This window comes from Flavobacterium niveum, from assembly GCF_055231775.1.
In genome coordinates this window covers 272,460-296,136 of the sequence record NZ_JBUYSX010000003.1, presented here as the reverse complement: position 1 = coordinate 296,136, position 23,677 = coordinate 272,460, and the positions used below count along the sequence as shown (strand labels likewise).

Below are 23,677 nucleotides of genomic sequence, written 5' to 3'. Positions count from 1 at the left end.
CAATGACCACATTTAAGCACAATAAAAACGAGGAAATAGAATCATTACGGGCGCTGGCCATACTACTGGTTATATTCAGGCACCTGCACTATTCACTACCGTTTACGGTGTATGACTACCCACAGATATTACAGGGTACATGGAGCGGTGTCGACCTGTTCTTTGTGATTTCGGGCTTTGTAATTACCCGTTCGCTTTCTAAAAATTACCAGTTGCTTACCGAAGGCACCATTACAACCGGTCAGTTTTTAGGTGCTTTTTATGTAAGGCGGGTATTCCGCTTACTGCCCGTATCATTGCTTATATTGTTTGGGTACTGGCTGTTGTGCAAATACTTCAGCATCTCTGGTATCTTTGCCGATAGCAACCAAGTCCTTGCAGAAGCTCCCTATGTTATTTTCTACGTGTATAACCTCGCCATACCTTTCCTGGACAATACAGTACTGGGCTGGTACTGGAGCTTGTCGCTTGAAGAGCAATTTTACTTTGTATACCCCTTCCTTATTTTACTCATCAAAAAGACCAGTCGCAAGGTCGCGCTTTTCTTAACCATAATCATTGCTGTCACTTTTATTGTAAGGCCGTTGTATGCTGCTAACGTTACTACAGATAAGCTTTGGCCGCTATTCACTACCCCTACCTACCTGCGTATGGACTTGCTGTTTGCAGGTTGTGTTATAGCACTGATAAACATCAATACGCAAAAATTCAGCAAACTGCAATTAGGAATACTTGTCCTGATTTCAGCAGCTATGGTAGCATTGGCAGGAGGCTTTTTAGGCTTCAGTCCAACGTTAGTATACCCAACTATACTGTTGTTCAGTTTTATATTAGTATATATTGCAGCGGCAGAAACCGGTGTTATCCCGGCTAACCGCGTACTGAACTGGATTGGCGGCAGGTCGTACTCCATTTACCTGCTGAACATCCCTATGATTCATTTTACAAACGAATGTTTTTTCAGGATTACCGGGGCTACAGTAAAAGAATCGCCGCTTTGGCAGGGTGTTGTTTCGCTTGCCTGCTCTACCCTATTGATGTTCCTGCTTGCCGAAATCCTGTTCCGTTATGTAGAAAAACCTCTTACCGAACGGGGCATCATCATTTCTAAAAAAATACTGTCACGAAACACTACCGCATAAAAAAGCAGCCTTGTTATGGGCTGCTTTTGTATAATTAAGAATGGTGCAAATTATTTCTTGCTCCAGTCCTGTATAGCGTCTTTGTTCATTTTGATGTACTCGGCGTTACCTGCTTTTTCAGCACCTTGCAGCGAAAGTTGTGCCGTTTCTATAGCGCCTTTTTTATCGCCCATTTTGTATTGTATCAGCGATTTCAGCCTAAGCATATAAAATGGTACATCTTTATCTTTTGGTGATTTTTCTATAGCTGTGTTTATCCAACCCAGCGCTTTGCTATAATCAGCATTGGTTTGGTAAAAATACTGCGCAGCCGAATAGTAATCGTTTACCGACGGGCCATTCATAGCACTTTCTATGCTTTTAAGCGCAGTAGCACGTGTAGGCACTTCAAACTTAACAGCTACCATTGTTTTTTCCCAGGCAATTTCCAGGAAAGCAAAATCCGTATCAAGGCCGTTAATACCTAACGTAAGTGTTTCCACCGGGCGGCTCAGGTATTCCGGTTTTACGGTAACACGAACCGCTTCTTTGGTTTCATCCCATTTTTCAGGCACACCCCAGTTGTTTGTATCGGTGTAGAATATTACATCCCAGCTGTCCGCTTTTGGCTGGGTATACAGCGCATACTTACCGGCTTTCAGGGTTTTACCACCTATAACCACATCATCGCTAAAAGTTACGGTAGTATTGGCATTAGCACCGGTACGCCATATACGCCCAAAAGGAATCAACTCCCCATACACTGTCCTGCCACGTGCACTGGTACGCCCGTAGTCAATTTTAACATCTGTAAGGCCTACGGTTTGTTCTACTGTGCCTCGCGGGCTGGCAAGCGGGGTTTGTATCTGCGCAGTAGCAGTAAATGTAAGGCCAAGTACCACTGCTGCTGTAAGGATTATCTTCTTCATAATGTTATATATGCTTGTTTTTATTTGCGCTGCTAAATTACTTAATATCTCGCTGACACTTGTTAAAATTACTTAAAATTATAGGTGCGCCGTGGTAAGTTACGCCGGGCAGTTTGTAATTTGCACACCTAAATCCTGTTAAAAAATGGTATACACCCTGCACCGCATACAAAAGTTGCCTGTACCCCTATCCCAACTGTGGGACTTTATGAGTAATCCCAAAAACCTTGCCGTAATAACCCCTGACAGTATGGGGTTTACAACCCTTAGTGGCGATGAGCGTAAAATGTTTGCCGGGCAGGTAATTACTTATACCATAACGCCTTTGTTTGGAATTAAATTGCACTGGGTTACCGAAATTACACACGTTCGCGAGCGTGAGTTTTTTGTAGACGAACAACGGTTTGGGCCGTATACATTCTGGCACCATAAGCACTTCTTTAAAGAAATAGACGGAGGCGTGGAAATGGAAGATATTGTACATTATAAGTTGCCAATGGGAATTTTGGGAAGGTTGGCATACCCATTTTTGGTAAAACCGAAGCTGGAGGAAACATTTAATTACAGGTATAAAAAACTGGCCGAGCTTTTCGGGGAATTTAAAGGATAATTTATGGTGATATTTTGGTACAGGCGCGACCTGAGAACGTATGACAACCACGCACTGCATGAAGCTTTGACGAGTGGCGAGCAGGTTTTGCCCATTTTTATATTTGACAAAAACATACTGGAAGAACTGCCGAAAGATGATGCAAGGGTAACATTCATTTCTCATCTATTGGATGGTATTAATACAGAACTGAAATCACACCAACGCTCATTGGCAGTGTTTCATGATACTCCCGAAAATGTATTTAAAAAGCTGCTGAAAGACCATGAAGTTACAGCAGTGTATACCAACCACGATTATGAACCTTATGCCCAAAACCGGGATAAGCAAATAGCAGAATTATTAAACACACATAACGTCGAGCTGAAAACCTTTAAAGACCAGGTAATTTTTGAACGGGATGAAGTTGTAAAGGACAATGGCGAACCTTATGTGGTATTTACGCCCTACAGTAAGCGCTGGCTGGAGTATTTTAAAAAAGCAGATACTAAAGGTTATCCTGTTTCGCTTAAAGCAGAAAACCTGGTTAAGCATGATTACCCCTATTTGTCGCTAAACGATATTGGCTTTAAGGAATCGGATATAAAACCTCAACCTTACGATGTATCGGATAAGCTTATCAATCATTATGAAGATACGAGGAACTTCCCGGCTATTGACGGTACGTCGCACTTAGCCCCCTATTTACGTTTCGGGGCAGTCAGCATACGCGAAATAGTTAAAAAAGCAGATAACAGCAATAACCCTACGTTTTTAAAGGAACTGATTTGGCGGGAGTTTTTCATGCAGATATTATGGCATTTCCCGCATACGGTTACCAAGGCATTCAGGCCTGAATATGACAACATAAAATGGCGTTACAGCGAAGCCTATTATAAGAAATGGTGCGAGGGTAAAACCGGTTTCCCTATGGTAGATGCCGGTATGCGCGAGCTGAATGCTACAGGGCATATGCACAACCGTGTACGTATGGTAGTGGCCAGTTTCCTGTGTAAGCACCTGTTGCTGGACTGGCGTAAAGGTGAGGCTTATTTTGCTGAAAAGCTGTTGGATTATGAACAGTCCAGCAATATAGGCAACTGGCAGTGGGCAGCAGGTACGGGTGTAGATGCTGCACCTTATTTCAGGGTGTTTAACCCAAGCGAGCAGGTAAAGAAGTTTGACAAAAACCTGGAATACATCCGTAAATGGGTACCTGAATTTGAAGAACTGACCTATACCCCTATGGTAGACCATAAGGAAGCCCGCGAACGCGCACTTAAAACCTATAAAGAAGGATTAAACAGATGAGTTTTCAGTCGCAGTCAGCAGCCTTTAAACACTGTAAACTGCGACTGAAAACTAAAACTATTTCAGGTTTTTGATTTTCTCGTAGCTCAGTTGGCTGAAATCAGTAATTACTATATCGGCCAGCGAGGTGTCTTGTGTTGTTTCTTCCTCGCTTTTATAGCCAATGCAAAATACCCCGGCAGCCTTGGCGGCTTTTACACCGTTTGTGCTGTCTTCTATAATTACACACTCATCGGCAGTGAAGCCTGATTTTGCCACCGCTTCGAGGAAAATTGCAGGGTGCGGTTTTGAAAACTCAAAGTCCTGCCCGCTGATTTTATGACTGAAGTAAGGGTTTAATCCAAAACGGTTAAACACCCTCTCTATCTTTACTTTAGATGATGATGATGCAAGTAAAATCACAACACCGTTATTGTGCAGGTCTACTATCAAATCCTTTACACCCGGCATTAGCTCCAGGGTTTCATCGGCATCAAATTCGTCGCAATAATAGTCCAGGCATTGTTGGAGTAGTACATCTTCGGCAACCTCTACGCCGTAGATGTTTTTTATCTTCTGGATGATGTTTACATCGCTGTTCCCTATAAATGTAGAGTATACCTCATCAGATACATTTATACCCAGCGATTCATAAAATTTACTGTTTGCTTTGTGGCTAAGGGGTTCAGTATTTACCACTACCCCATCCATATCAAATATTACTGATTTTATCATTTTTAAAAGCTGCTGAGCCACTGAGAAACTTAGCCTCTTAGCTCTTTTATATCATTATTAAACTGTATTAACTTAAACAAGGCCTTTTACCTTCTCCGCATTAAGCTCATCAAAATGGCTGATAACCATATCAGCTTCGCTAAGGTTTTGTGGGGCGGTATTGGCACTTTTGTAACCAACGCAAAATATACCTGCCGATTTAGAAGCTTTAATACCATTCGCACTATCTTCTATGACAATGCATTGTTCCACAGGCGTGCCTGATAGTTCGGCAGCTTTAAGGAAAATTGCAGGATGCGGTTTGGATTGCGGAAAATCTTCCCCGCTTACCGTATGCGTAAAATACTGGTGCAGCCCAAAACGGTCGAACACGCGCTTTATGGTAACCTTAGATGCCGACGAAGCCAGTACGAGTTGTAAACCATTGGCATAAAAATCTTTAATCAGGTTAAAGACACCCGGTAGCAGGTCAAGGTCTTCCTTGGTATCAAAAACCTCGTTAAAGAAATCGCGCTTGCTTTGTATCAGGTCTTCCACGGCATGATCCAGCGCAAAGGTTTCTTTAAGGCGCTGATAAGTATTCTTAGTACTCAGCCCCGTAAATGTTGCGTAGAGTTCGTGGGGTACATCTATGTTAAGATGCTCGAAGTGTTTGTAGTAAGCAAAATAGTGTAGCGGCTCGGTGTCTACAATTACACCGTCCATATCAAAAATAACTGTTTTTACCATAATTGTGTGTAAAGCCCAAAAATACAATATCCTTTACGATTAGTAAAGGATATTGTATAAAGTTTTTGGTTATTTAACCTTAGTAGGCAAGGCATTCTTCAGCACACTCGCGGCAGGCTATGGCACATTCGTGGCAGTGTGCATGCATGTTTTCAAAACGGCTGCACTCTGTAGCACAGGTGCTGCACATGTCGGCACACAGGTTCATAAGGTGCTGGCTGTATTCTGATCCTCTTTCTTCAAATTTTACGCAAAGCATACAAATTTCAGCACAGTCACGGCACAGGGCTATACACCTCAGGTGTTCTTCCTTCATCATTTTAATACATTCAGTGGCGCACATTTCGCATGCTGCAAAACAGGCCAAGCAGGCATCAATCATTGCATTATTCTTCATAACTGTTTGTATTTAAAGTTTGTATCTTATAAAGTTACAAATCACCAAAAGGCAGTTATACTAATATCTTGTTAAAGCTGTACAGTGTTATAAGCTTTAAACCTTTTAATGTATCTTTAGTCTTACCTATAAACAACAAAGGATTTTGCAGGACGAAAAGGCTTTTATAGCACAGCTTTTACACCCCGGTACACGCGATGCGGCTTACAGGCAGCTGGTAAACCAGTATGGCAGGCCGTTGTATAACCACATCCGGACTATAGTAATAAGCCACGATGATGCCGACGATGTACTGCAAAATACTTTCATTAAAGTGTACAGCAACCTGCAGGGGTTTAAAGGCGAAAGCAAACTGTTTTCTTGGATGTACCGTATAGCTACTAACGAAGCCATAACCTTTATTAACCAGAGGGCGAAAAAAAGCGGCATAACAAGTGAGGAAGTTTTGCAAAAAGCGGTGGGCAACCTCATCGCCGACGATTATTTTGAAGGCGATGCGCTCCAGCTGAAATTGCAACAGGCCATAGCTACCCTGCCTGAGAAGCAGCAACTGGTATTTAAAATGAAATATTTCCAGGATATTAAGTACGAGGAAATGTCGGAAATACTGGGTACGAGCGTGGGTGCGCTGAAGGCATCGTATCACCATGCCGTAAAAAAAATTGAAGATTATATAAACAGAAATTAAACCATTTGTTAAAACAGCAGTCAAAACGATATGAATGATTTTAAGATAGATGAAACGGATAAACTGAAAGCAGGTTTTAAAGTACCGGACAAGTACTTTGACAACCTTGCCGACAGGATAATGCAGGCTGTACCACAGCAGGAAATAAAAGTGGTGCCGCTGTACAAGCGGAAACCGGCCTGGTTTGGCGCTGCAGCTTCTTTTGCTGTTTTGGCAGGCGGGGCTTTTTATTTCCTAAATAACAGGGCAAGCCCCCAGCCCGATGCGGCTGCTATAGAAAGCTACCTGGTGTACAATACAAACATTTCGGCATACGACCTGGGGCAACACCTTGACGATGCCGATTTTGAAGAACTGGAAGGCTCTATGGCCATAAGCGATGAAGCAATTGAAGATTACCTGTTAAACAATACTATATCAGAATAGCCATGAAACTAAAAAACCTACTATTACTGCCCGTACTGTTGTTTACCGTATTTACACTACAGGCGCAGGACAAAAAAGAAAAGCATGAGCAAATAAAGGCCCTGAAGGTTTCGTTTTTCACCACAGCGCTGGACCTGACACCCGATGAGGCTGCTAAATTTTGGCCTATATACAATGCGTACGACGAAAAACAGTATAAGATACGCCACGAAAAAATGCGTCCCATTTTAAAGCAAATGAAGGATGACGGGCTTGATAAGATGTCGGCCAAGGAAGCTGAAGCAAACTTGTGCAAATTGGAAGCCGCCGATAAGGAACTATACAACCTGAAGGCTAAACTGGTAGAAGATTTAAAAACGGTTATAAGCCCTATAAAAATACTTAAACTGAAGAAGGCCGAAGAAGATTTTAAACAAAAGCTGCTGGAACAGTTTAAAAAGAAAGAATAACAAAAAACTCCGCGACTTACATCGCGGAGTTTTTTATTTCAGCAGGAAGTTTACCCCAAAGTTAAAGGAACTCCTTACTGTGGTATTATAGTCATCATACGGCTGCTGGTATATTTCTGTAAACCCTGCCTGCCCATCGTATTCAAAATACAGGCGTACCATATTACTCACAGGTATTTTTACCCCAATGCCAAAAGCAGCACCGGCATCTGTTTCATTAAAATCCTGTTTTACATCTACATTGTAGCGGGTGTCTTTAGCATTGGTAAGGAAACCTATGTACGGACCAAAATGCAGGTACCAGTTTTTTGTAGGCCCAAAATGCCAACTGGCCAGTACCGGCACGGTAACATAATCCATTTGTATGTTGGTGTCATAAGTATTACCATAATAATCAGTAAACAGCACGTCATTAAAACCTTTACGGTCATAAATGCCTTTAACTTTTATACTCCAACTGTGGTTTATATAAAAATCAAGCCCTACCGCTGCGTTAAAAGCACTCCTGTAATCATACGCACCGTAGTAATCACTGTCTACAGTGGCAGAGTTGTAACCAATGTTTAATGATGCTTCTATATTGCCCCTGCCCTGTGCCAAAACAGGTAGCGTAGTGATGAGGCCTCCAAGTAAAAAGAAGAGTTTTTTCATATGAATGGTTTTATTGCTGTAAGCAATAGCAAATTCAATGCCTGTTTTATTTTTTTAGGATACGGCACAAAAAAAAATTTCCTGTAAACAAGCGTTTACAGGAAATTAACAAAACCAATCAAAACCAATTTATGAAAATTTTACTTTTCATTCCACTAATAAGCATGTATCCCATCAGTACTTATTAGCTTCCTGACAAAAGTACTACACATTACAAACTTCAATGCCTTGTTTTAGGTAAATGGCAATAAAGTGTCGACGAATGGTAAAAATCTTTAGCCGTGCAGTATCTTAAAAATATCAGGAATCAATAAAACGGGGTAAGAAAAAGGCTGCCCGTAAGGCAGCCTTTGTTAAAATATTCTTAAAATTTTATCAGAATATATAATCTGTACTTAAGAAATTAGATTTATGGTCGTACACAATACTATTCAGCAATTCCTTATTTGTATCGGTAGCTTTTGCCGCTACAAGCGAACGGATAGAGAACGACCTAAGGGCATCAAATACTGATAGTGTACCTTCGGCGCTGTCTTTCCTTCCGGTGAAAGGGAAAACGTCCGGGCCACGCTGTGCCTGGCAGTTGATGTTTACACGGCTTACCAGGTTTACAAACGGGTCTATAAGGCTGGCCACCTCCTGAGGGTCGTTACTAAAGATACTTACCTGCATACCATGCGAAGCATTCACCTGGTAATCTATAGGCTCTTCAATATCTTCAAAAGGCACAACCGGGATTATAGGCCCGAACTGTTCTTCATGGAAAAGCTTCATATCACTGTTTACAGGATAAACCACAGCCGGGAAAAAGAACGAACCTTCGCTGTAACCGCCATTTTCGTTGATTACCTTAGCACCTTTGGCTTCAGCATCTACTATACATTCTTGCAGATAAGCCGGCTTATCGGCTTCAGGCAGCGGGGTTATTTTTACGCCGCTTTCCCACGGAAGCCCAGGTTTAAGGGCCGATACTGCCGCACTAAGTTTGGCTGTAAATTCTTCCGCAACTTCTTTCTGTACAAAAATAAGTTTAAGCGCGGTGCATCGCTGCCCGTTAAATGACAATGCACCAAGTATACATTCGCTTACTGCCACATCAAGGTCGGCATTTTTGGTAACAATAGCAGCGTTTTTAGCATCAAGGCTTAGTATGGCACGCAGCCTGTTTACCTTAGGGTGCTGCTTTTTAAGGCCATTTGCCACCTTGCTCGACCCGATGAACGCAAGCACGTTTACCTTACCGCTTTCCATAACCGGGGTAATAATTTCAGATCCCTTACCGTACAACGTGTTTACAGTCCCCTTAGGGAACGCCTCTTTAAAAGCATTCAGTAATGGGTAGTGTGCCAATACACCGTGTTTCGGCATCTTGAATAATATGGTATTACCCATTATCAGTGCAGGGATAAGGGTAGTGAATATCTCGTTTAGCGGATAGTTAAACGGCCCCATGCTCAGCACCACACCTAGTGGTGCACGGCGTATTTGCGCCAGCGTACCTTCAGCCAGCTGGAAACGCGACGATTCCCTGTCAAGGTCTTTCAGCGCACCTATGGTATCGTTGATGTAATCTACCGTACGGTCAAATTCTTTAGTAGCATCGGCAAGGGTTTTGCCTATTTCCCACATTAGCAGTTTTATAACCAGGTCGCGCTGCTGTATCATCAGGTATACAAATTTCTGCATACACTTTATACGGCCTTCTACCGACATGGTAGGCCACTCGCCCAACCCATTGTTATAGGCAGCCACGGCAGCATCAAGCGCTTCCATAGCTTCTTTAGGTGAAGTTTTAGGGATACTGCCCACCACTTTACGCTGCAGGCCATCGGGGCCGGGTATGCATACCGGCGAATAAATAGTATCTACAGTCCCGTTCCAGGCTACACACTCACCGTTTACAAGGTATTCACGCTGGTGTATTTCCGGTATCCTGTATTCTTCAGGGATTTGGGTCTCATCTTTAAAAAGCGGCGCACTGCCGGCTTTCCAGTTTGTTTGCTCCATAATTGTGTTATTAGAAATGTATGGTTATTTGTACACTAAAATTACAAAACAACACAATACGGAATACATATTTTTAAGAAAAATGCAGCAAACGTTGTAGGAAAATTTTACAAGGATTTGTATTGTTATATTTATTTGCAATGAACAATAGATTTGATATTTTAGCACACACTAAAAACAAAAAACCAAAAGATGTCTGTAACCATAACAAACGGTACGTTGTCGGCAAGCATTAACCCAAAAGGCGCCGAACTATTTTCATTAAAAAAAGGCGAACAGGAATATATATGGGAAGGCAACCCCGACTTTTGGGGCAAGCACTCGCCGGTGCTTTTCCCAATAGTGGGCACCCTGAAAGATAACACTTATACATATAATGGTACAGCATACAACCTTTCAAGGCATGGTTTTGCAAGGGATAATGTATTTGAACTAGTGAGCAACGAAGGTAACCGCGCCGTATTTTCCCTTAAAGCTTCGGATGCTACCAAAAGCGTTTACCCGTTTGATTTTGAACTACAGCTTATTTATATCCTTACAGAAGATACCCTGAAACTGGAATACAATATAATAAACCACGGCACTGATGCTTTACCTTTTTCTATAGGAGCGCACCCCGCCTTTGCCCTACCCGGAGATTTCAATTCGTACAGCCTGAAGTTTGAAAAAGACGAGCCACTGCTAAGCACAGCCTTGGAAAACGACCTCCTGTCTGAACAACAGGTTACTATTGATTCAGAAAATGGTACTGTACCGTTACATTATGCGCTTTTTGAAAACGATGCACTTATTTTCACGGCACTTGAAAGTAAAAGCATTACGATAGAAAAAGAAGGGCAAAATTATATAGAGGTTGGCTTCGCCGATTTTCCACACCTGGGTATCTGGACAAAAGTGGACGCTCCATTCCTTTGTATAGAGCCATGGCAGGGTTACAGCGACAATAACAACGCCACAGGTAATATACTGGAGAAAGAAGGCATACTGCTGCTGGCACCTTCTAACAACTATACTGCTGCATTTACAGTAAAGGTATTTTAACACGCTACGCAACCCTAAGGGCAATTTTGTATCTTTATTCCAAATAATAACCAAACAGATGAAAATAAAAACACTAATAGCAGCACTAAGCCTAACGGCTTTAATAGGCATATCGGCATGCAGCCTTGGCGATGACAAGCCGTATTGTTTTGCAAGGACCGGCGGACCGGCTACAACCGTTAGTGGCCCGGCCACAACTACGATTAATACCGCAATAACGTTTAACGTTGTCATTAAAACGTATAACAGCTGTGCCGTATTCAACAGCTTTAGCGAAACTACCGGTTTCCCCAAAAATATTACAGCCATAGTAGATTATGACGGTTGCGAATGTACGCAGACTGAAAGTACTATTACAAAAGAATACTCATTTACAGCCAGCGCAGCAGGAACTTACGAACTCCGTTTCCAGACTGCCGACAGTTCAACACCTATTGTAAAAACTGTTACGGTTACAAATTAAAGTAATACGAATCCCGCAAATTTTGCGGGATTTTTTATTTTTACTGCTTTACTTTCTGAAGCATTATTTCCATGAAAAAACCAATCACCAATAAACTTCTGCTCCACATTAGCCTTTCGCTGTTTTGCATAAATGAGATTCTCCGCACCTGGAATATTTATTTGTTCGGTGTCCAGATGCATGAACCTGTAAACTATGTTGAAAAGACAGGTACATCTGCGGTTGTTTCTTTGTTACTTTTTTTGGTTGTTATGATGCTTAAGCCACTATCTGTAAAAACTACGGGATTCACGGTATCTTTACTACGAACTATTTTTACCGCCTTAGCAACGCTAATTGTACTGCCGCTTTTTCAGAGTTTAATTTGGGGAGTAACTGTTTCCTGGTTTATGGACATAGTCTTATATCTTGCCATTTGCGCTATATTGTACCTCCTCTTTGTATTTTCGCCGTGGTTTGCAGGCCATGTCATAGGTGTCCGCCAGGATAATTCTTCTGAAAATATACATCCGTTAACAATAGAAGAAGTTGCAAATACAGTTATAAAAGCGCTTATTTTATCCTCAGCAGGTTCAGGCATTATTTCCTTTATATACTTGTATGCCTATCCATCGAATGATTTTTTAATGATGCCCGAAAAGCTTAACAGGTATATCATTCTGAATATTGCTGAACTCGTTATTTTAAGCAGCCTTTATTTACTGGTACATAAATACCCTGTAAAAATCAGTTTTTCACACATTACAACGTACTCTATTGTTGAGTTCCTGATGAAAATTTTGGGTATTTATGTTATGCTGGAACATTTAGATTCTTATTTTTATTTACTGCAAAATATTTCTTTTCAATACCTGAAATATGTTCTCCCAACAGTAATCATTGCATTGCTACTGCTGAATCCCGAAAAGATATTAAGGCTACTTAAATTATCACATCAGGATATAGATGGCAAACAGGCGTTTACAATAACATTGCGTTTTTTTGCTATAATACTCATACTTAAATACCTATTAGACGGAATATATCAGCCGTACGGTTATTTTAGTAATATCTACTTTAATTCCGTATTAGTTACATACGCATTAATAGCGTTTTTTGCACCGAAAATTTCAGGATTATTTCGTGAGTTAAAATAAGCAGGTTTTCATTTTTCGACCCTTTTTAATATATTTGTAAAAATCGTGTTTTTACTTAGGAAACACAGGGATTTTTCGACCTAACAAACACAAGGAGGCAATACATGGACGAAGAACAATTAGAGCCTTTAGAAGGTGGTGAAGGCCACTTTCATCCGCCGGGGCACGAGCCCGAAGCCGGTGAAACCATTACGAAAGTCACCGGCATGTACAAGGACTGGTTCCTGGACTACGCATCGTACGTAATCCTGGAGCGTGCCGTACCCGCCATTGAAGACGGTTTTAAGCCTGTACAGCGCCGTATTATGCACTCACTTAAAGAACTGGACGACGGACGCTATAATAAAGTAGCTAACGTGGTGGGGCATACCATGCAATACCACCCACACGGTGATGCCAGTATAGGCGATGCCATGGTGCAGATAGGCCAGAAAGACCTGCTTATAGATACCCAGGGTAACTGGGGTAACATACTTACCGGCGATGGGGCTGCTGCTTCGCGATATATCGAAGCAAGGCTGAGTAAATTTGGCCTTGAGGTATTGTACAGCCCTAAGATAACCACATGGCAGCTGAGTTATGACGGACGTAAAAATGAACCGGTAAACCTGCCGGTGAAGTTTCCGTTGCTGCTTGCACAGGGTGCCGAAGGTATCGCAGTAGGGCTTTCTACCAAAGTATTGCCGCACAACTTTAACGAGCTTATAGATGCTTCGATAAAAATACTGAAGAACAAGCCGTTTACCATATACCCCGACTTTCCTACTGCCGGTATAGCCGACATGACCAACTATAACGACGGTATGCGCGGTGGCCGTGTGCGTGTGCGTGCACGCATCAGCCAGCTAGATAAAAGTACACTGGCCATAACGCAGATTCCGTTTAGTACCAATACCGGTACGCTTATAGACAGCATACTGAAGGCCAACGAAAAGGGCAAAATTAAAGTCAAGAAAATAGAAGACAACACGGCTGCCGATGTGGAAATCCTTATCCACCTGCCACCGGGGGTGTCTCCCGATAAAACTATAGATGCACTGTATGCCTTTACGGCCTGCGAAACCTCTATAGCACCGCTGGGATGTGTGATTGAAAACCACAAACCGTACTTTGTAGGCGTTAGTGAAATGCTGCGCATCTCTACCCATCGTACGGTAGACCTGCTGAAGCGAGAGCTGGAAATTGAGTTGGGCGAGCTGGAAGAGCAATGGCACTTCCTTTCGCTGGAGCGTATTTTCATAGAAAACCGTATCTATCGCCTTATTGAAGAGGAAGAAACCTGGGAGGGCGTTATCCGCGCTATAGATGAAGGGCTAAAGCCGTTTACCAAGCACCTGAAGCGCGCCGTTACTGAAGAGGATATTGTACGCCTTACCGAGATCCGTATTAAGCGTATTTCTAAGTTTGATATTGACAAAGCCCAGGAAAAGCTGGAAGCATTGGATGGCGAAATAGAACAGGTAAAATACAACCTTGCACATATCATCGACTTTGCTGTAAAATACTTCCAGAACCTGAAAGATAAGTACGGCAAAGGCCGCGAACGCAAAACCGAGATACGTAACTTCGATAATATTGAAGCTACTAAAGTGGTATTACGAAATACCAAGCTTTACGTAAACCGTGAGGAAGGCTTTGTAGGTACCGGACTTAAAAAGGATGAGTACGTAGCCGACTGTAGTGATATTGATGATGTAATAGTCTTCCTGCGTGACGGCAGCATGATTATCACGAAAGTAGATGTGAAGACGTTTGTAGGCAAGGATATTATACACGTAGCGGTGTTTGACAGGAACGACAAGCGTACCATATACAACATGATATATCGCGACGGTAAAAACGGCCCAAGCTATGTGAAGCGTTTTAACGTATCAGGTGTAACGCGTGATAAACCATATGACCTTAGCGCCGGAACGAAAGACTCTATGGTGCTGTATTTTAGCGGTAACCCTAATGGTGAGGCTGAGGTTGTAACGGTGCTGTTACGTCAGGTAGGCAGTATTAAAAAGCTGAAGATAGACCTTGATTTCGCAGCAATAGCCATTAAAGGCCGTGCTTCAAGGGGTAATACGGTTACCAAATACCCTATTAAGAAAATTGAACTTAAAGAAAAGGGAATCAGCACACTAAAACCGAGAAGGATTTGGTTTGACGATACCGTACACCGCCTGAATGTAGATGCACGCGGTGAGTTGCTGGGTGAGTTTAAACCTAACGACAGGCTATTGGTTATCAACCAAAATGGCAAGCTGAAAACCATAGTGCCGGAACTTACCACGCATTTTGACGATGGTATGATAGTGCTGGAAAAATGGAACCCTGATAAGCCCCTTTCGGCGATTTATTATGATGGTGACAAGCAGCGTTATTATATAAAACGTTTTGTGGTGGAAAACGAAAACAAGGAAGAAACCTTTATTTCAGACCACCCGGATTCGCGCCTTGAAATTGTAAGTACCGACTGGAGGCCTGTAGCGGAAGTGATTTTCCCTAAAGTAAAAGGTGTGCAAAAGGAAACGATAACCGTAGACATTGAAAGCTTCATCACGGTAAAAGGTATAAAAGCGCAGGGCAACCAGCTTACTACCGATAAGGTAAAAGAAATTAACCTTCTGGAATCATTACCGTATGAAGAATCCGAACCGGCAGAACCTGAAGTTATTGCAGACGAAACGGAAGGTGATGAACCATCAGTAAGCCTGGATGATGACGGACAAATCACTTTAAGTCTTGATTAAAACAAAAACAGCTAAGACACTATAAATCAATAATTTTAAAAGCTGATTGAAATCATATTTCAATCAGCTTTTTTTATTTCTTAAGCAACTCTGCCAGTTGCCCGGTAAGGTTCTTTCTTGAATAGTATTGCAAGCCTATAGCATGCGATTTCAGGCTGCCGTTTTGGTATTCGGCAAAGTATTTTAGTAGGGTATCTTTAATTTTCTGCTTCTCGTTATACAAAGCAAATACACCCGTATTGGTAGTACGCATTATCTCGGCAAAATCAGCACCGTCAGGGCCAATAGCCAGTATCGGGCGGTCTGAAACCATGTATTCAAACAGCTTGCCAGGTATAATGCATTTGGTTTCTTCACGGTCTATTTCCACCAACAAAAGCACCTGGCTTTTGCGTTGGTGGGCAACAGCTTCGGCATGTGGCACGTAGCCAAGGTTATTTACATAGCCATTAAGCCCGTTTTGTGCAATGCTGTCCAACACTTCACGGCTCACCGCACCTATAAGCTTCAGTTCAAAACTTTGGGCGAAAGCCTCATTTTCACGGGTAAGTTCGCTTAACGCCTGCCATAGCGCCTGCGGGTTACGCTCACTAAGGAACGAACCGATGTGCGCCAGTGTAAACTTTTCGTCTAATTGCTGTTTTGCTATGTTTTCCACGTCGTAACCGTTAGTAATAACGGCAATGGGCTTAGCAGTAAGCGCTTCAAATTCCTTCTTGGTAGTAGGGCTGGTAACCAATACAGTATCGGCAGTATTCAGCACCTGTTTTTCTAAATCCTTATGCTTTTTTTCTGCGGAAGCGTTAAGCTTTAGCTCTTTGTGGTAGCCAATGGTTGTCCATGGGTCACGGAAATCGGCAATCCACCTAACGTTTACCTTTTCTTTTAGGCCAAGGCCGATAAGGTGCAGGCTGTGCGGCGGCCCGGTAGTGATAACCGTGTCAATACCGTTTTCCTGTATGTATTTCGACAGGAATTTTATAGATGGTTTTACCCAAAGTACACGCGCATCTGGGATGAACAGGTTGCCCCGCACCCACAACATTGCACGCTGTAAAAAAGATTGTTTCTTTTTATCGGGGATGATGCCGCTGCTTATTTTTTTCGTACTCCCCTTACTGAACATGGAAGCCCATGCGTAAGGTTCGGTTATGCGCTGTTTTAGTATGGTTACATCCGGGTTTACCTCTGCAAGAAGCCCTTCATCCACTAACGGATAGGTAGGATTTTCAGGGATGTACACCACAGGCTGCACCCCGAATGAGGGCAGGTATTTTACAAACTTCAGCCAGCGCTGTACACCGGGGCCACCCGCAGGAGGCCAGTAATATGTAATGATTAACACGCGCCCCCTAACCCCCGAAGGGGGAATTTGCTCACTCATATCCATAAAATATAATTATGGTTTATTAGTTTCCGGGGTTTTCTCCCCTTTTAGCGAGCGGTTCTCAAACCATATGCCACCACCCAGCAAGCCCAGGAATAGCACAAAGCTGATCAGGGTTATGGTGCTGCCGGTTTTTACAACCTGTGGTTCAAATTTAAACTCTACACTGTGCTTACCTGCCGGTATAGGCATGGCGCGCAGGGTATAATCGGCCTGGTAGTGCGTGGCAGGCTTACCGTCTATGGTAACGTTCCAGCCTTTAGGGTAATACATTTCGCTGAATACGGCAAAACCTTCGTGGCTGTTATTAGTGGTATAACGCAGGTGGTTCGGCTCGTACGATTCCAGTGTTATGGTTGCAGTACTGTCTTTTACAAATGTAGTTTTGGCAGCTGCCTCAGGAAATTTCTCCTTATTCACCACGGCAACATTTTTCACATCCAGCTTTTCAACCGACTTAAATTCTTCGTCAGCCGTTGCAACCGGTTTCACTGTGCTTACAAACCAGGCCGGGCCTGCTGCAAACGGGTTGGTTATAGGCAGGTAATCGCCCTGCTGCCCCTGCATTATCAGGTATTTCACGTTTAGCATGTCCAGTACAGGTACAGCACTTTTCAGCTTCAGGGTCTCTTCATCAAGGTTATTGAATATCGGGGCAAAAGCATCTTTCTTACCGCTTTCGAATGTGTAGGTAAACAGTTCGTCCATCCTGCGTGGGCGCACGGCACTGTACCCCCCTACCGACTGGTGGTAGTATGATGTACGTCCCTGCATCCTTCCGCCCGGTTCGTACACGCGGAAATGGCCATCGTCTTTTAATATAAATTCGTCGGCACCATTAGGCTCAAACGGCACAGTCATCTTACTTTCCGATACGAAATCATCAGCATTTACATATTTACGGTCCACAGTATACAGGTCGCCCACAGCAAGTACACCTATAATGACTACGGCAACCGTTTCGCTAAGTTTTTGCTTATATGCAAAATACAGCACCGCCACAGCAGCCAGTACAAGGAACAAAGCACGTGTTAGATCGGCTGTAAACATATCCATACGGGTTTCCTTAAGCGCCTGTATGTAACCTGCGCCGTATTGCTGGAAGCCCTGTGGGCCAAGGATGTAGTTTGTTGCAAAAGCTTCGTCGTCAGCTTTTTCAAACGCAAACGAACCTTTCAGTATAAACAGTACAATCAGTAACCCGCCTACTACAGCACCTGATTTCCACAGGTTTTTAAACTGCTCTTCTTTGGTCAGTTTAAAGAAGGTTTGCAGCCCCATAAAGGCCAATACCGGTATACAAAGTTCCAGTATAACCTGCATAGACGATACCGCACGGAACTTATCGTACAGCGGCACGTTTTCTATAAAGAAATTGGTAAGCCCCGAAAGGTTTTTACCCCAAGATAATAATAGTGTTAGTATAGCCCCCGCAAGGAAAGCGTATTTAATTTTACGGTTATCGGCAAAAAGCGCAAACACCGCCAGGAAAAACACCACAATACCTATATAAGCAGGTGCTTCTACAATTGGCTGGTCGCCCCAGTAATACGGCACGTTTTCAGATATTTGCTTTGCCTGGTCAGCCGGCAGGCCAAGGTTGATAAAGTAATCGTACACTTTATTTTCACCTTTAACCGTTTCGTGTGTACCACCGCCGTAAAGCCTTGGCACCAAAAGGTCAAGGCTTTCGCCAATGCCATAGCTGTACTCAGTAATATAGCTATAGTCCATAGCAGCGCCCGACGTTACCGGGGTACCATCGGCCTTAAAGGTAAGCTCGCTCTTGCCACGAATACTGTAATTTGTAAACTCAGACGTAGCCATCAGGCTGGTAGCATTAAGCCCCAGCGCCACTATACCTGCAAGCGCAAATACGGCAACAGAGGTACCAAGGTGCTTATAATCTTTAGTTTTAACAATATCTACAATATAGTAAATGCCTATGCACAGTAACAGGAACAGCAGGTAATACGTCATCTGGAAGTGGTTGGCGTTTATTTCCAGCGCAGTAGCTATCAGGGTAAGCAACCCTCCCGCCACATAGCGCTTACGGAATACCAATATAATACCTGCTATTACTACCGGCATATAGGCTATGGTATGGGCTTTGGCATTGTGCCCCGCCCCAAGGATAATAACCATATAGGTACTGAAACCAAAGGCCAGCGCCCCGAAGAACGCCTTAAGCGGATCGAGTTTCAATACACGCAGCAATACAAAAAAGCCGAGGAAATACAGGAACAGATAGTCGGCAGGGCGCGGCAGGAAACGGATAACACCGTCCAGCTTTTTAATGTAATTGTGCGGATAGTTTGCCCCCATCTGGTAAGTAGGCATACCACCAAAGGCATTGTTTGTCCAGTACGGTTCGGCTTCGTGCTCCTTACGGAAATCGTTTTGCTCCTTGGCCATTCCTGTATATTGTGCAATATCCGATTGGAAGAAAGCCTTATTGCCCTGCAAAACCGGGTAAAAATAAAGCAGTGAAACCACAATAAAGCCCAGTACGGCCAGTAATTCAGGATAAAACCTTTTTATATTTTTCATGTGCAAAAGTTTGCTTAGTTTGCTGATGGTAAAAAACGGCGTGAAGATACTTATTTTCCCTAAAACGGCAGAAACCACGGTTATATTTTAAACAAATTTACAGAATACCCCTGCACAACGCGTCCTTTTTTGCTGATTATCTTTATATATAGCACAGTGTGTTTCAGGCTGGAAAACTCTAATAGAGCCGGGCCCTACATCATTTAACAAATATTTTGGAGGGTTAAACATCCTTAATTACGTTATTAGCGGTGTATTAATAGGTATATTTGCTATTGTACCTTGTTGTTTGAACTTAAAAATTCATATCCCCAGATGAAGAAACTGATTATTTTTTACACCGACGACGACCTGGAAGACCTGGATTTCTTCAGTGAGATTGTAGACAGCCTTGGAGAACAGTATGACGTAGTTACCCAAAACAACGGCGAAGAGCTGCTACATGCGCTTAAAAACCCGCCGCCACACCCCTACCTTATTTTCCTGGATATAAACATGCCGGGCATGAACGGGCTGGAAACGCTTAAAAAATTAAGGGAAAACGACAACCACAGGCTAATGCCGGTAATTATGATATCTACGTCTAATGATACTGCCATTATAGAAAAGGCGCGGCTTTATGGCGCTACGTATTACCTGCCGAAATCGGGTGATTTTGAAAAGCTTAAAAACTCCATAATCCATGCACTGTCTATAAACTGGGGTACTTTTATTCCCACTGATAAAAACTTTGTATATAATTTTCACTAACAGCCCTCATGGAAAATACCGTAACTGAAACCAATTTTTTAAATAACCTACGCCAGTCTACCGCTACGTCACACACCGCCCTTGAGACGCTGCCCGTGTCTGAATCTATACTAAAGGAAGATGTAACCGATGAAGAGTATGCACACTACCTTGCGCTAATGCGTGATGTGGTTAAAGATGCCGAAGAGAATATTTTCCCCGCATTGCAGCCTTATGTGACAGATATAGCCGAGCGTAATAAAACACACCTTATAGAAGCCGACCTTAAAAAGTTAGGCATCGACTTATCCGAAAGCCAAAAACCGGTATCGGCAGGTGTGGAAAACCCTTCGGCTGCGTATGCTATGGGCATACTGTATGTTATAGAAGGCTCGTCTTTAGGCGGCAGGGTAATACTGAAAAACATAGCCAAAACCTTAGGCCATACCGAAGAAAGCGGCGCTGCTTACTTTAGCGGCTACGGCAACCTTACCGGCAGCCGCTGGAAAGGCTTTTTGGCAGACCTGGCCGGTTTTGAGACTAAAAACGATGCCGGCAGCGAAATTATAGCCGGGGCTAACTATGCTTTTGAAGCCATTCACAGGCATTTTAGCAGCAATGGCAACCGATAACGGATTTATGAAGATAAGGGATATAGTAAACCGCGATATTGTAAACCTCACCAATTGCGAACAGGAACCCATACACATACCGGGCAGCATACAGCCGCACGGTTTTTTGCTTGGCATAAAGAAAGAATCGCTTATCATCGATTTTTGCAGTGCCAATACGGCGGAGTACCTTAACCTGTTCCATACGCAACTGCTGGGGCAAACCTTTGGTGCGGCCTTTGGCGAAGACAATGCAAAAAAGCTGACCGCTTATGCAGGCAAAGGGCTCATGCTGGGCAGCAGCCTGCTGAAGCTGCAACTGTGCGGGGTAGATTTTTTGTGTACCATGCACCTTAACGCACAGGATATTTACATACTGGAAGGCGAGCCCGAAGGCTTCAGCCACCAGGAAGCCAGCGAGGTATACGACCAGACATCGCAGTTTTTGGGCTACATGCACGAAACGCATACGCTGAAACAACTGTGCCAGCTTGTGGCCGAAGGTACGCGTAAAATTACCGGGTACGACCGCGTTATGGTATACCGTTTTGATAAGGACTATAACGGCGAGGTATTTGCCGAAAGCTGCCGCGATGACCTGGAGCCGTTCCTTGGGCTGCACTACCCGCATACCGATATACCGCCACAGGCACGCGAGCTGTACAAAATAAACCTGTTGCGCCTTATTACAGATATTGACTATACCCCTGTACCTATCTTTACGCAGGACGATGCCGAAAACAAAGCACTGGACCTGAGCTTGTCCATACTGCGCAGCACATCGCCCATACACGTACAATACCTGCACAATATGGGGGTGGGTGCCACGCTTACCATATCGCTCATGCACAAAAAGCAGTTGTGGGGGCTTATAGCCTGCCACCACTACTCGCTTAAAAACCTTAGCCCTGAAATAAGGCTGGCAGCCAAGTTGCAGGGGCACTTTATTACTTCGCAAATTGATGTAAGGCAGTCGTCTGAAGAATACGAGCACGCCCGTAAGACCACACTGGCGCTGGAACGTATGAACAATGTGCTCCTGCATAAGGAAAACGACCTGCAACAGATTGTGGCCAACCCCGATATACTGGCTTTAACCAATGCATCGGGAGCCGCTGTGGTGTTTAACGGTACCGTATATAAAAGCGGGCTTACCGCCGATGACGAAAAAATAAAGCAACTGGCCTCATGGCTGGCTACTTATACCAATAACGGCAGTTTCAGTACAGAGAAAATCACCGCGTACCTGCCGGAATTTAAAGGCGACTGCGAAACCACGTCGGGTATTGTTTACCATTCGCTGGATATAGACAGTAACAACTGTATTATATGGTTCAGGCCTGAGACCAAAACAGAGGTACACTGGGCAGGTGACCCACAAAAATCTATCATCAAAGATGAAAAAGGGCTTTCGCCAAGACGTTCGTTTGCGCTGTGGAAAGAAATTGTAGACTGCATCAGCAAACCGTGGCTGCGCCCGGAGCTGGATGCGGCGGCTTCTTATGCCTACAGCCTGCAACGACAGATAAACCTGCTGATTATAACCCAGGAGGAAGAAAAATACCGCAAACTGAGCGAATTGCTCAGGGAAACCAACAACGAGCTGGAGAACATCAACTGGATAAGCACGCACGACCTGCAGGAGCCATTGCGCAAAATACAGCTTATGGCATCGCGTATACTAACCCGTGAACGTACATTGCCAGAGACTGTGGAAGATTCTATAAGGCGTATGAATGCATCGGCAAACCGTATGCAGAACCTGCTGATAGACATACTGAAATATACGCGCCTGCGCCATACGCACGACAACCTGGAAACGGTAGACCTTGCCGAACTTCTTGAAGAAGTGAAACAGGATATGGCTGAAACCATAACCGAAAAAGAGGCTATAGTTACCATAGGTGCATTGCCGCATGTGCAGGGCATTCCTTTCTTGTTGAAGCAATTGTTTTTCAACCTGATATCAAACTCGATAAAGTATGCCGATGAAGTGCGTAAGCCTGAAATAACAATTGCCCATGAAGGCCTGAAATATCTTGAAGGTTCGAGTGAGCTTTACCACACCATAACGGTTAGCGATAACGGTATGGGGTTTGACCAAAAATACGCTGAGCAGATTTTTAATATTTTTACCCGCCTGCATGCCCTGCCCGACCAGAAGGGATCTGGTGTGGGGCTGGCGCTTTGCAAGAAAATCATGCAAAACCATAAAGGCCAGATAACCGCCAGTTCCATGCCCGGGTTCGGTACCGAAATATGGGTCTATTTCCCGGCGGAGGCTGAAGGACACAGTTAAAATTTAAGGCCGCTTATGCGGCCTTTTATATTTATATTATTTCCGGACAAGACTATTCTAATCTTTTGAACCTATTATCCTTCCATACAAAGATTTCAGGTTTCGTCTTTCTTGAATTTTGGTCTGTTTCATCAAGCGATGCATCAATCAACGAAGTCGCGTTTGCTATCAATAAATAGCTGTCTTTATTGTAGGCAAAACCATAGAAACCATCTACCCTGTCTAATTCAGCAGTATCGATTATCTTTCCATTTTCGCGGTCTACCATAAATAGAAAACTACACATAGCGCCACAACTCTTTTCAATTACAGTATATTTCCCTCCAAAGTTGATGCCCCGTTTGCAACCTTCAGTAATAAAGTCTACATACTCTTTATCTTTTGCAAATGGATTTCCTGTAAAATCAGGCGCTTTAAGCGTTCCGCTATATAAATTAGCTTTATAAGATTCAAAAGAATATTTAGCCACATACGGAAAAACTTTATTAACCCGAAGAAGGCTGTCTTTCCTGATCGTCTCTTCTTCTTCAGCAGTAAATGCTGATTTGGGTGTATCAGTATAAACAACCACAGAGTCGGTTAAAGGCTTTTTAGCAGCTTCGGTTTTTCCAGAAGGATTTTTACAGGATTGAAGCAACATTATTGCCAAAACAGCAGCGAAAACAGATTTCATATAATAGTCAATTGGTTTATCAAATATAAACAAAAAAAG

22 protein-coding genes are annotated in these 23,677 nt (G+C 43.3%); 13 read left to right on the top strand and 9 right to left on the bottom strand.

The window, feature by feature from the left end:
* The first annotated feature begins 2 nt into the window (after window positions 1–2).
* Window positions 3–1,142 carry an acyltransferase family protein gene (locus ACZIX4_RS09645; protein ID WP_463335423.1) on the top strand — a complete coding sequence of 380 codons (1,140 nt, stop codon included), beginning with the start codon at window positions 3–5 and terminating at the stop codon, window positions 1,140–1,142.
* A gap of 50 nt (window positions 1,143–1,192) precedes the next feature.
* Here ACZIX4_RS09645 and ACZIX4_RS09640 read toward each other — a convergent pair whose 3' ends face one another.
* On the bottom strand, window positions 1,193–2,050 hold the full coding sequence (locus tag ACZIX4_RS09640) for a DUF2911 domain-containing protein (protein WP_463335422.1): 858 nt from the start codon (window positions 2,048–2,050) through the stop codon (window positions 1,193–1,195).
* Between the two features lie 145 nt (window positions 2,051–2,195).
* On the opposite strand from ACZIX4_RS09640, the gene ACZIX4_RS09635 reads away from it, so the two are divergent.
* Both ACZIX4_RS09635 and ACZIX4_RS09630 read left to right on the top strand, forming a co-directional pair.
* On the top strand, window positions 2,196–2,660 hold the full coding sequence (locus tag ACZIX4_RS09635; RefSeq protein WP_463335421.1) for an SRPBCC family protein: 465 nt from the start codon (window positions 2,196–2,198) through the stop codon (window positions 2,658–2,660).
* 3 nt (window positions 2,661–2,663) lie between these two features.
* Complete coding sequence (locus ACZIX4_RS09630) at window positions 2,664–3,950, top strand: cryptochrome/photolyase family protein (RefSeq protein WP_463335420.1); 1,287 nt, start codon at window positions 2,664–2,666, stop codon at window positions 3,948–3,950.
* Window positions 3,951–4,007: 57 nt separating this feature from the next.
* Here the strand turns inward: ACZIX4_RS09630 and ACZIX4_RS09625 are convergent, their stop codons facing one another.
* From ACZIX4_RS09625 to ACZIX4_RS09615, 3 genes are all read right to left on the bottom strand, one after another.
* The gene (locus tag ACZIX4_RS09625) at window positions 4,008–4,664 is read right to left on the bottom strand and encodes an HAD family hydrolase (RefSeq protein WP_463335419.1); all 657 of its coding nucleotides are present in this window, start codon (window positions 4,662–4,664) and stop codon (window positions 4,008–4,010) included.
* A 72-nt stretch (window positions 4,665–4,736) separates the two neighbouring features.
* Entirely contained in the window at window positions 4,737–5,393 is a 657-nt protein-coding gene (locus ACZIX4_RS09620) for an HAD family hydrolase (protein WP_463335418.1), read from the bottom strand.
* A gap of 79 nt (window positions 5,394–5,472) precedes the next feature.
* On the bottom strand, window positions 5,473–5,790 hold the full coding sequence (locus tag ACZIX4_RS09615; RefSeq protein ID WP_463335417.1) for a four-helix bundle copper-binding protein: 318 nt from the start codon (window positions 5,788–5,790) through the stop codon (window positions 5,473–5,475).
* Between the two features lie 145 nt (window positions 5,791–5,935).
* On the opposite strand from ACZIX4_RS09615, the gene ACZIX4_RS09610 reads away from it, so the two are divergent.
* The 3 genes from ACZIX4_RS09610 to ACZIX4_RS09600 are packed head-to-tail and all read left to right on the top strand — an operon-like array spanning window position 5,936 to window position 7,353.
* The gene (locus tag ACZIX4_RS09610; RefSeq protein WP_463335416.1) at window positions 5,936–6,478 is read left to right on the top strand and encodes an RNA polymerase sigma factor; all 543 of its coding nucleotides are present in this window, start codon (window positions 5,936–5,938) and stop codon (window positions 6,476–6,478) included.
* 30 nt (window positions 6,479–6,508) lie between these two features.
* Complete coding sequence (locus ACZIX4_RS09605) at window positions 6,509–6,904, top strand: hypothetical protein (protein ID WP_463335415.1); 396 nt, start codon at window positions 6,509–6,511, stop codon at window positions 6,902–6,904.
* Window positions 6,905–6,906: 2 nt separating this feature from the next.
* On the top strand, window positions 6,907–7,353 hold the full coding sequence (locus ACZIX4_RS09600; protein ID WP_463335414.1) for a sensor of ECF-type sigma factor: 447 nt from the start codon (window positions 6,907–6,909) through the stop codon (window positions 7,351–7,353).
* 33 nt (window positions 7,354–7,386) lie between these two features.
* Here ACZIX4_RS09600 and ACZIX4_RS09595 read toward each other — a convergent pair whose 3' ends face one another.
* The gene (locus ACZIX4_RS09595; RefSeq protein ID WP_463335413.1) at window positions 7,387–8,004 is read right to left on the bottom strand and encodes a porin family protein; all 618 of its coding nucleotides are present in this window, start codon (window positions 8,002–8,004) and stop codon (window positions 7,387–7,389) included.
* Between the two features lie 375 nt (window positions 8,005–8,379).
* A complete protein-coding gene (locus ACZIX4_RS09590) occupies window positions 8,380–10,011 on the bottom strand; it encodes an NADP-dependent glyceraldehyde-3-phosphate dehydrogenase (RefSeq protein ID WP_463335412.1) in 1,632 nt (543 codons plus the stop codon).
* Between the two features lie 192 nt (window positions 10,012–10,203).
* Between ACZIX4_RS09590 and ACZIX4_RS09585 the strand changes: the two genes are divergently transcribed.
* From ACZIX4_RS09585 to ACZIX4_RS09570, 4 genes are all read left to right on the top strand, one after another.
* Window positions 10,204–11,052 carry an aldose 1-epimerase family protein gene (locus tag ACZIX4_RS09585; RefSeq protein WP_463335411.1) on the top strand — a complete coding sequence of 283 codons (849 nt, stop codon included), beginning with the start codon at window positions 10,204–10,206 and terminating at the stop codon, window positions 11,050–11,052.
* A 58-nt stretch (window positions 11,053–11,110) separates the two neighbouring features.
* Entirely contained in the window at window positions 11,111–11,515 is a 405-nt protein-coding gene (locus tag ACZIX4_RS09580) for a hypothetical protein (RefSeq protein ID WP_463335410.1), read from the top strand.
* 71 nt (window positions 11,516–11,586) lie between these two features.
* Window positions 11,587–12,651 (top strand): hypothetical protein, encoded by a 1,065-nt coding sequence (locus tag ACZIX4_RS09575; protein ID WP_463335409.1) that lies wholly within the window; start codon window positions 11,587–11,589, stop codon window positions 12,649–12,651.
* Window positions 12,652–12,755: 104 nt separating this feature from the next.
* On the top strand, window positions 12,756–15,389 hold the full coding sequence (locus ACZIX4_RS09570; protein WP_463335408.1) for a DNA gyrase/topoisomerase IV subunit A: 2,634 nt from the start codon (window positions 12,756–12,758) through the stop codon (window positions 15,387–15,389).
* A 73-nt stretch (window positions 15,390–15,462) separates the two neighbouring features.
* On the opposite strand, the gene ACZIX4_RS09565 is transcribed toward ACZIX4_RS09570, so the two are convergent.
* Both ACZIX4_RS09565 and ACZIX4_RS09560 read right to left on the bottom strand, forming a co-directional pair.
* Window positions 15,463–16,773, bottom strand: coding sequence for a glycosyltransferase family 4 protein (locus ACZIX4_RS09565; RefSeq protein ID WP_463335407.1), 1,311 nt, complete (start codon window positions 16,771–16,773; stop codon window positions 15,463–15,465).
* A 15-nt stretch (window positions 16,774–16,788) separates the two neighbouring features.
* Complete coding sequence (locus tag ACZIX4_RS09560; RefSeq protein ID WP_463335406.1) at window positions 16,789–19,326, bottom strand: YfhO family protein; 2,538 nt, start codon at window positions 19,324–19,326, stop codon at window positions 16,789–16,791.
* Window positions 19,327–19,641: 315 nt separating this feature from the next.
* Here ACZIX4_RS09560 and ACZIX4_RS09555 point away from each other — a divergent pair, with 315 nt between their 5' ends.
* The 3 genes from ACZIX4_RS09555 to ACZIX4_RS09545 are packed head-to-tail and all read left to right on the top strand — an operon-like array spanning window position 19,642 to window position 22,965.
* Complete coding sequence (locus ACZIX4_RS09555) at window positions 19,642–20,076, top strand: response regulator (protein WP_463335405.1); 435 nt, start codon at window positions 19,642–19,644, stop codon at window positions 20,074–20,076.
* A gap of 8 nt (window positions 20,077–20,084) precedes the next feature.
* The gene (locus tag ACZIX4_RS09550; protein WP_463335404.1) at window positions 20,085–20,687 is read left to right on the top strand and encodes a biliverdin-producing heme oxygenase; all 603 of its coding nucleotides are present in this window, start codon (window positions 20,085–20,087) and stop codon (window positions 20,685–20,687) included.
* Window positions 20,688–20,694: 7 nt separating this feature from the next.
* Window positions 20,695–22,965, top strand: a complete 2,271-nt coding sequence (locus ACZIX4_RS09545) for an ATP-binding protein (protein ID WP_463335403.1) — start codon at window positions 20,695–20,697, stop codon at window positions 22,963–22,965.
* Between the two features lie 52 nt (window positions 22,966–23,017).
* Here the strand turns inward: ACZIX4_RS09545 and ACZIX4_RS09540 are convergent, their stop codons facing one another.
* Window positions 23,018–23,638 (bottom strand): hypothetical protein, encoded by a 621-nt coding sequence (locus tag ACZIX4_RS09540; RefSeq protein WP_463335402.1) that lies wholly within the window; start codon window positions 23,636–23,638, stop codon window positions 23,018–23,020.
* Window positions 23,639–23,677 lie beyond the last annotated feature (39 nt).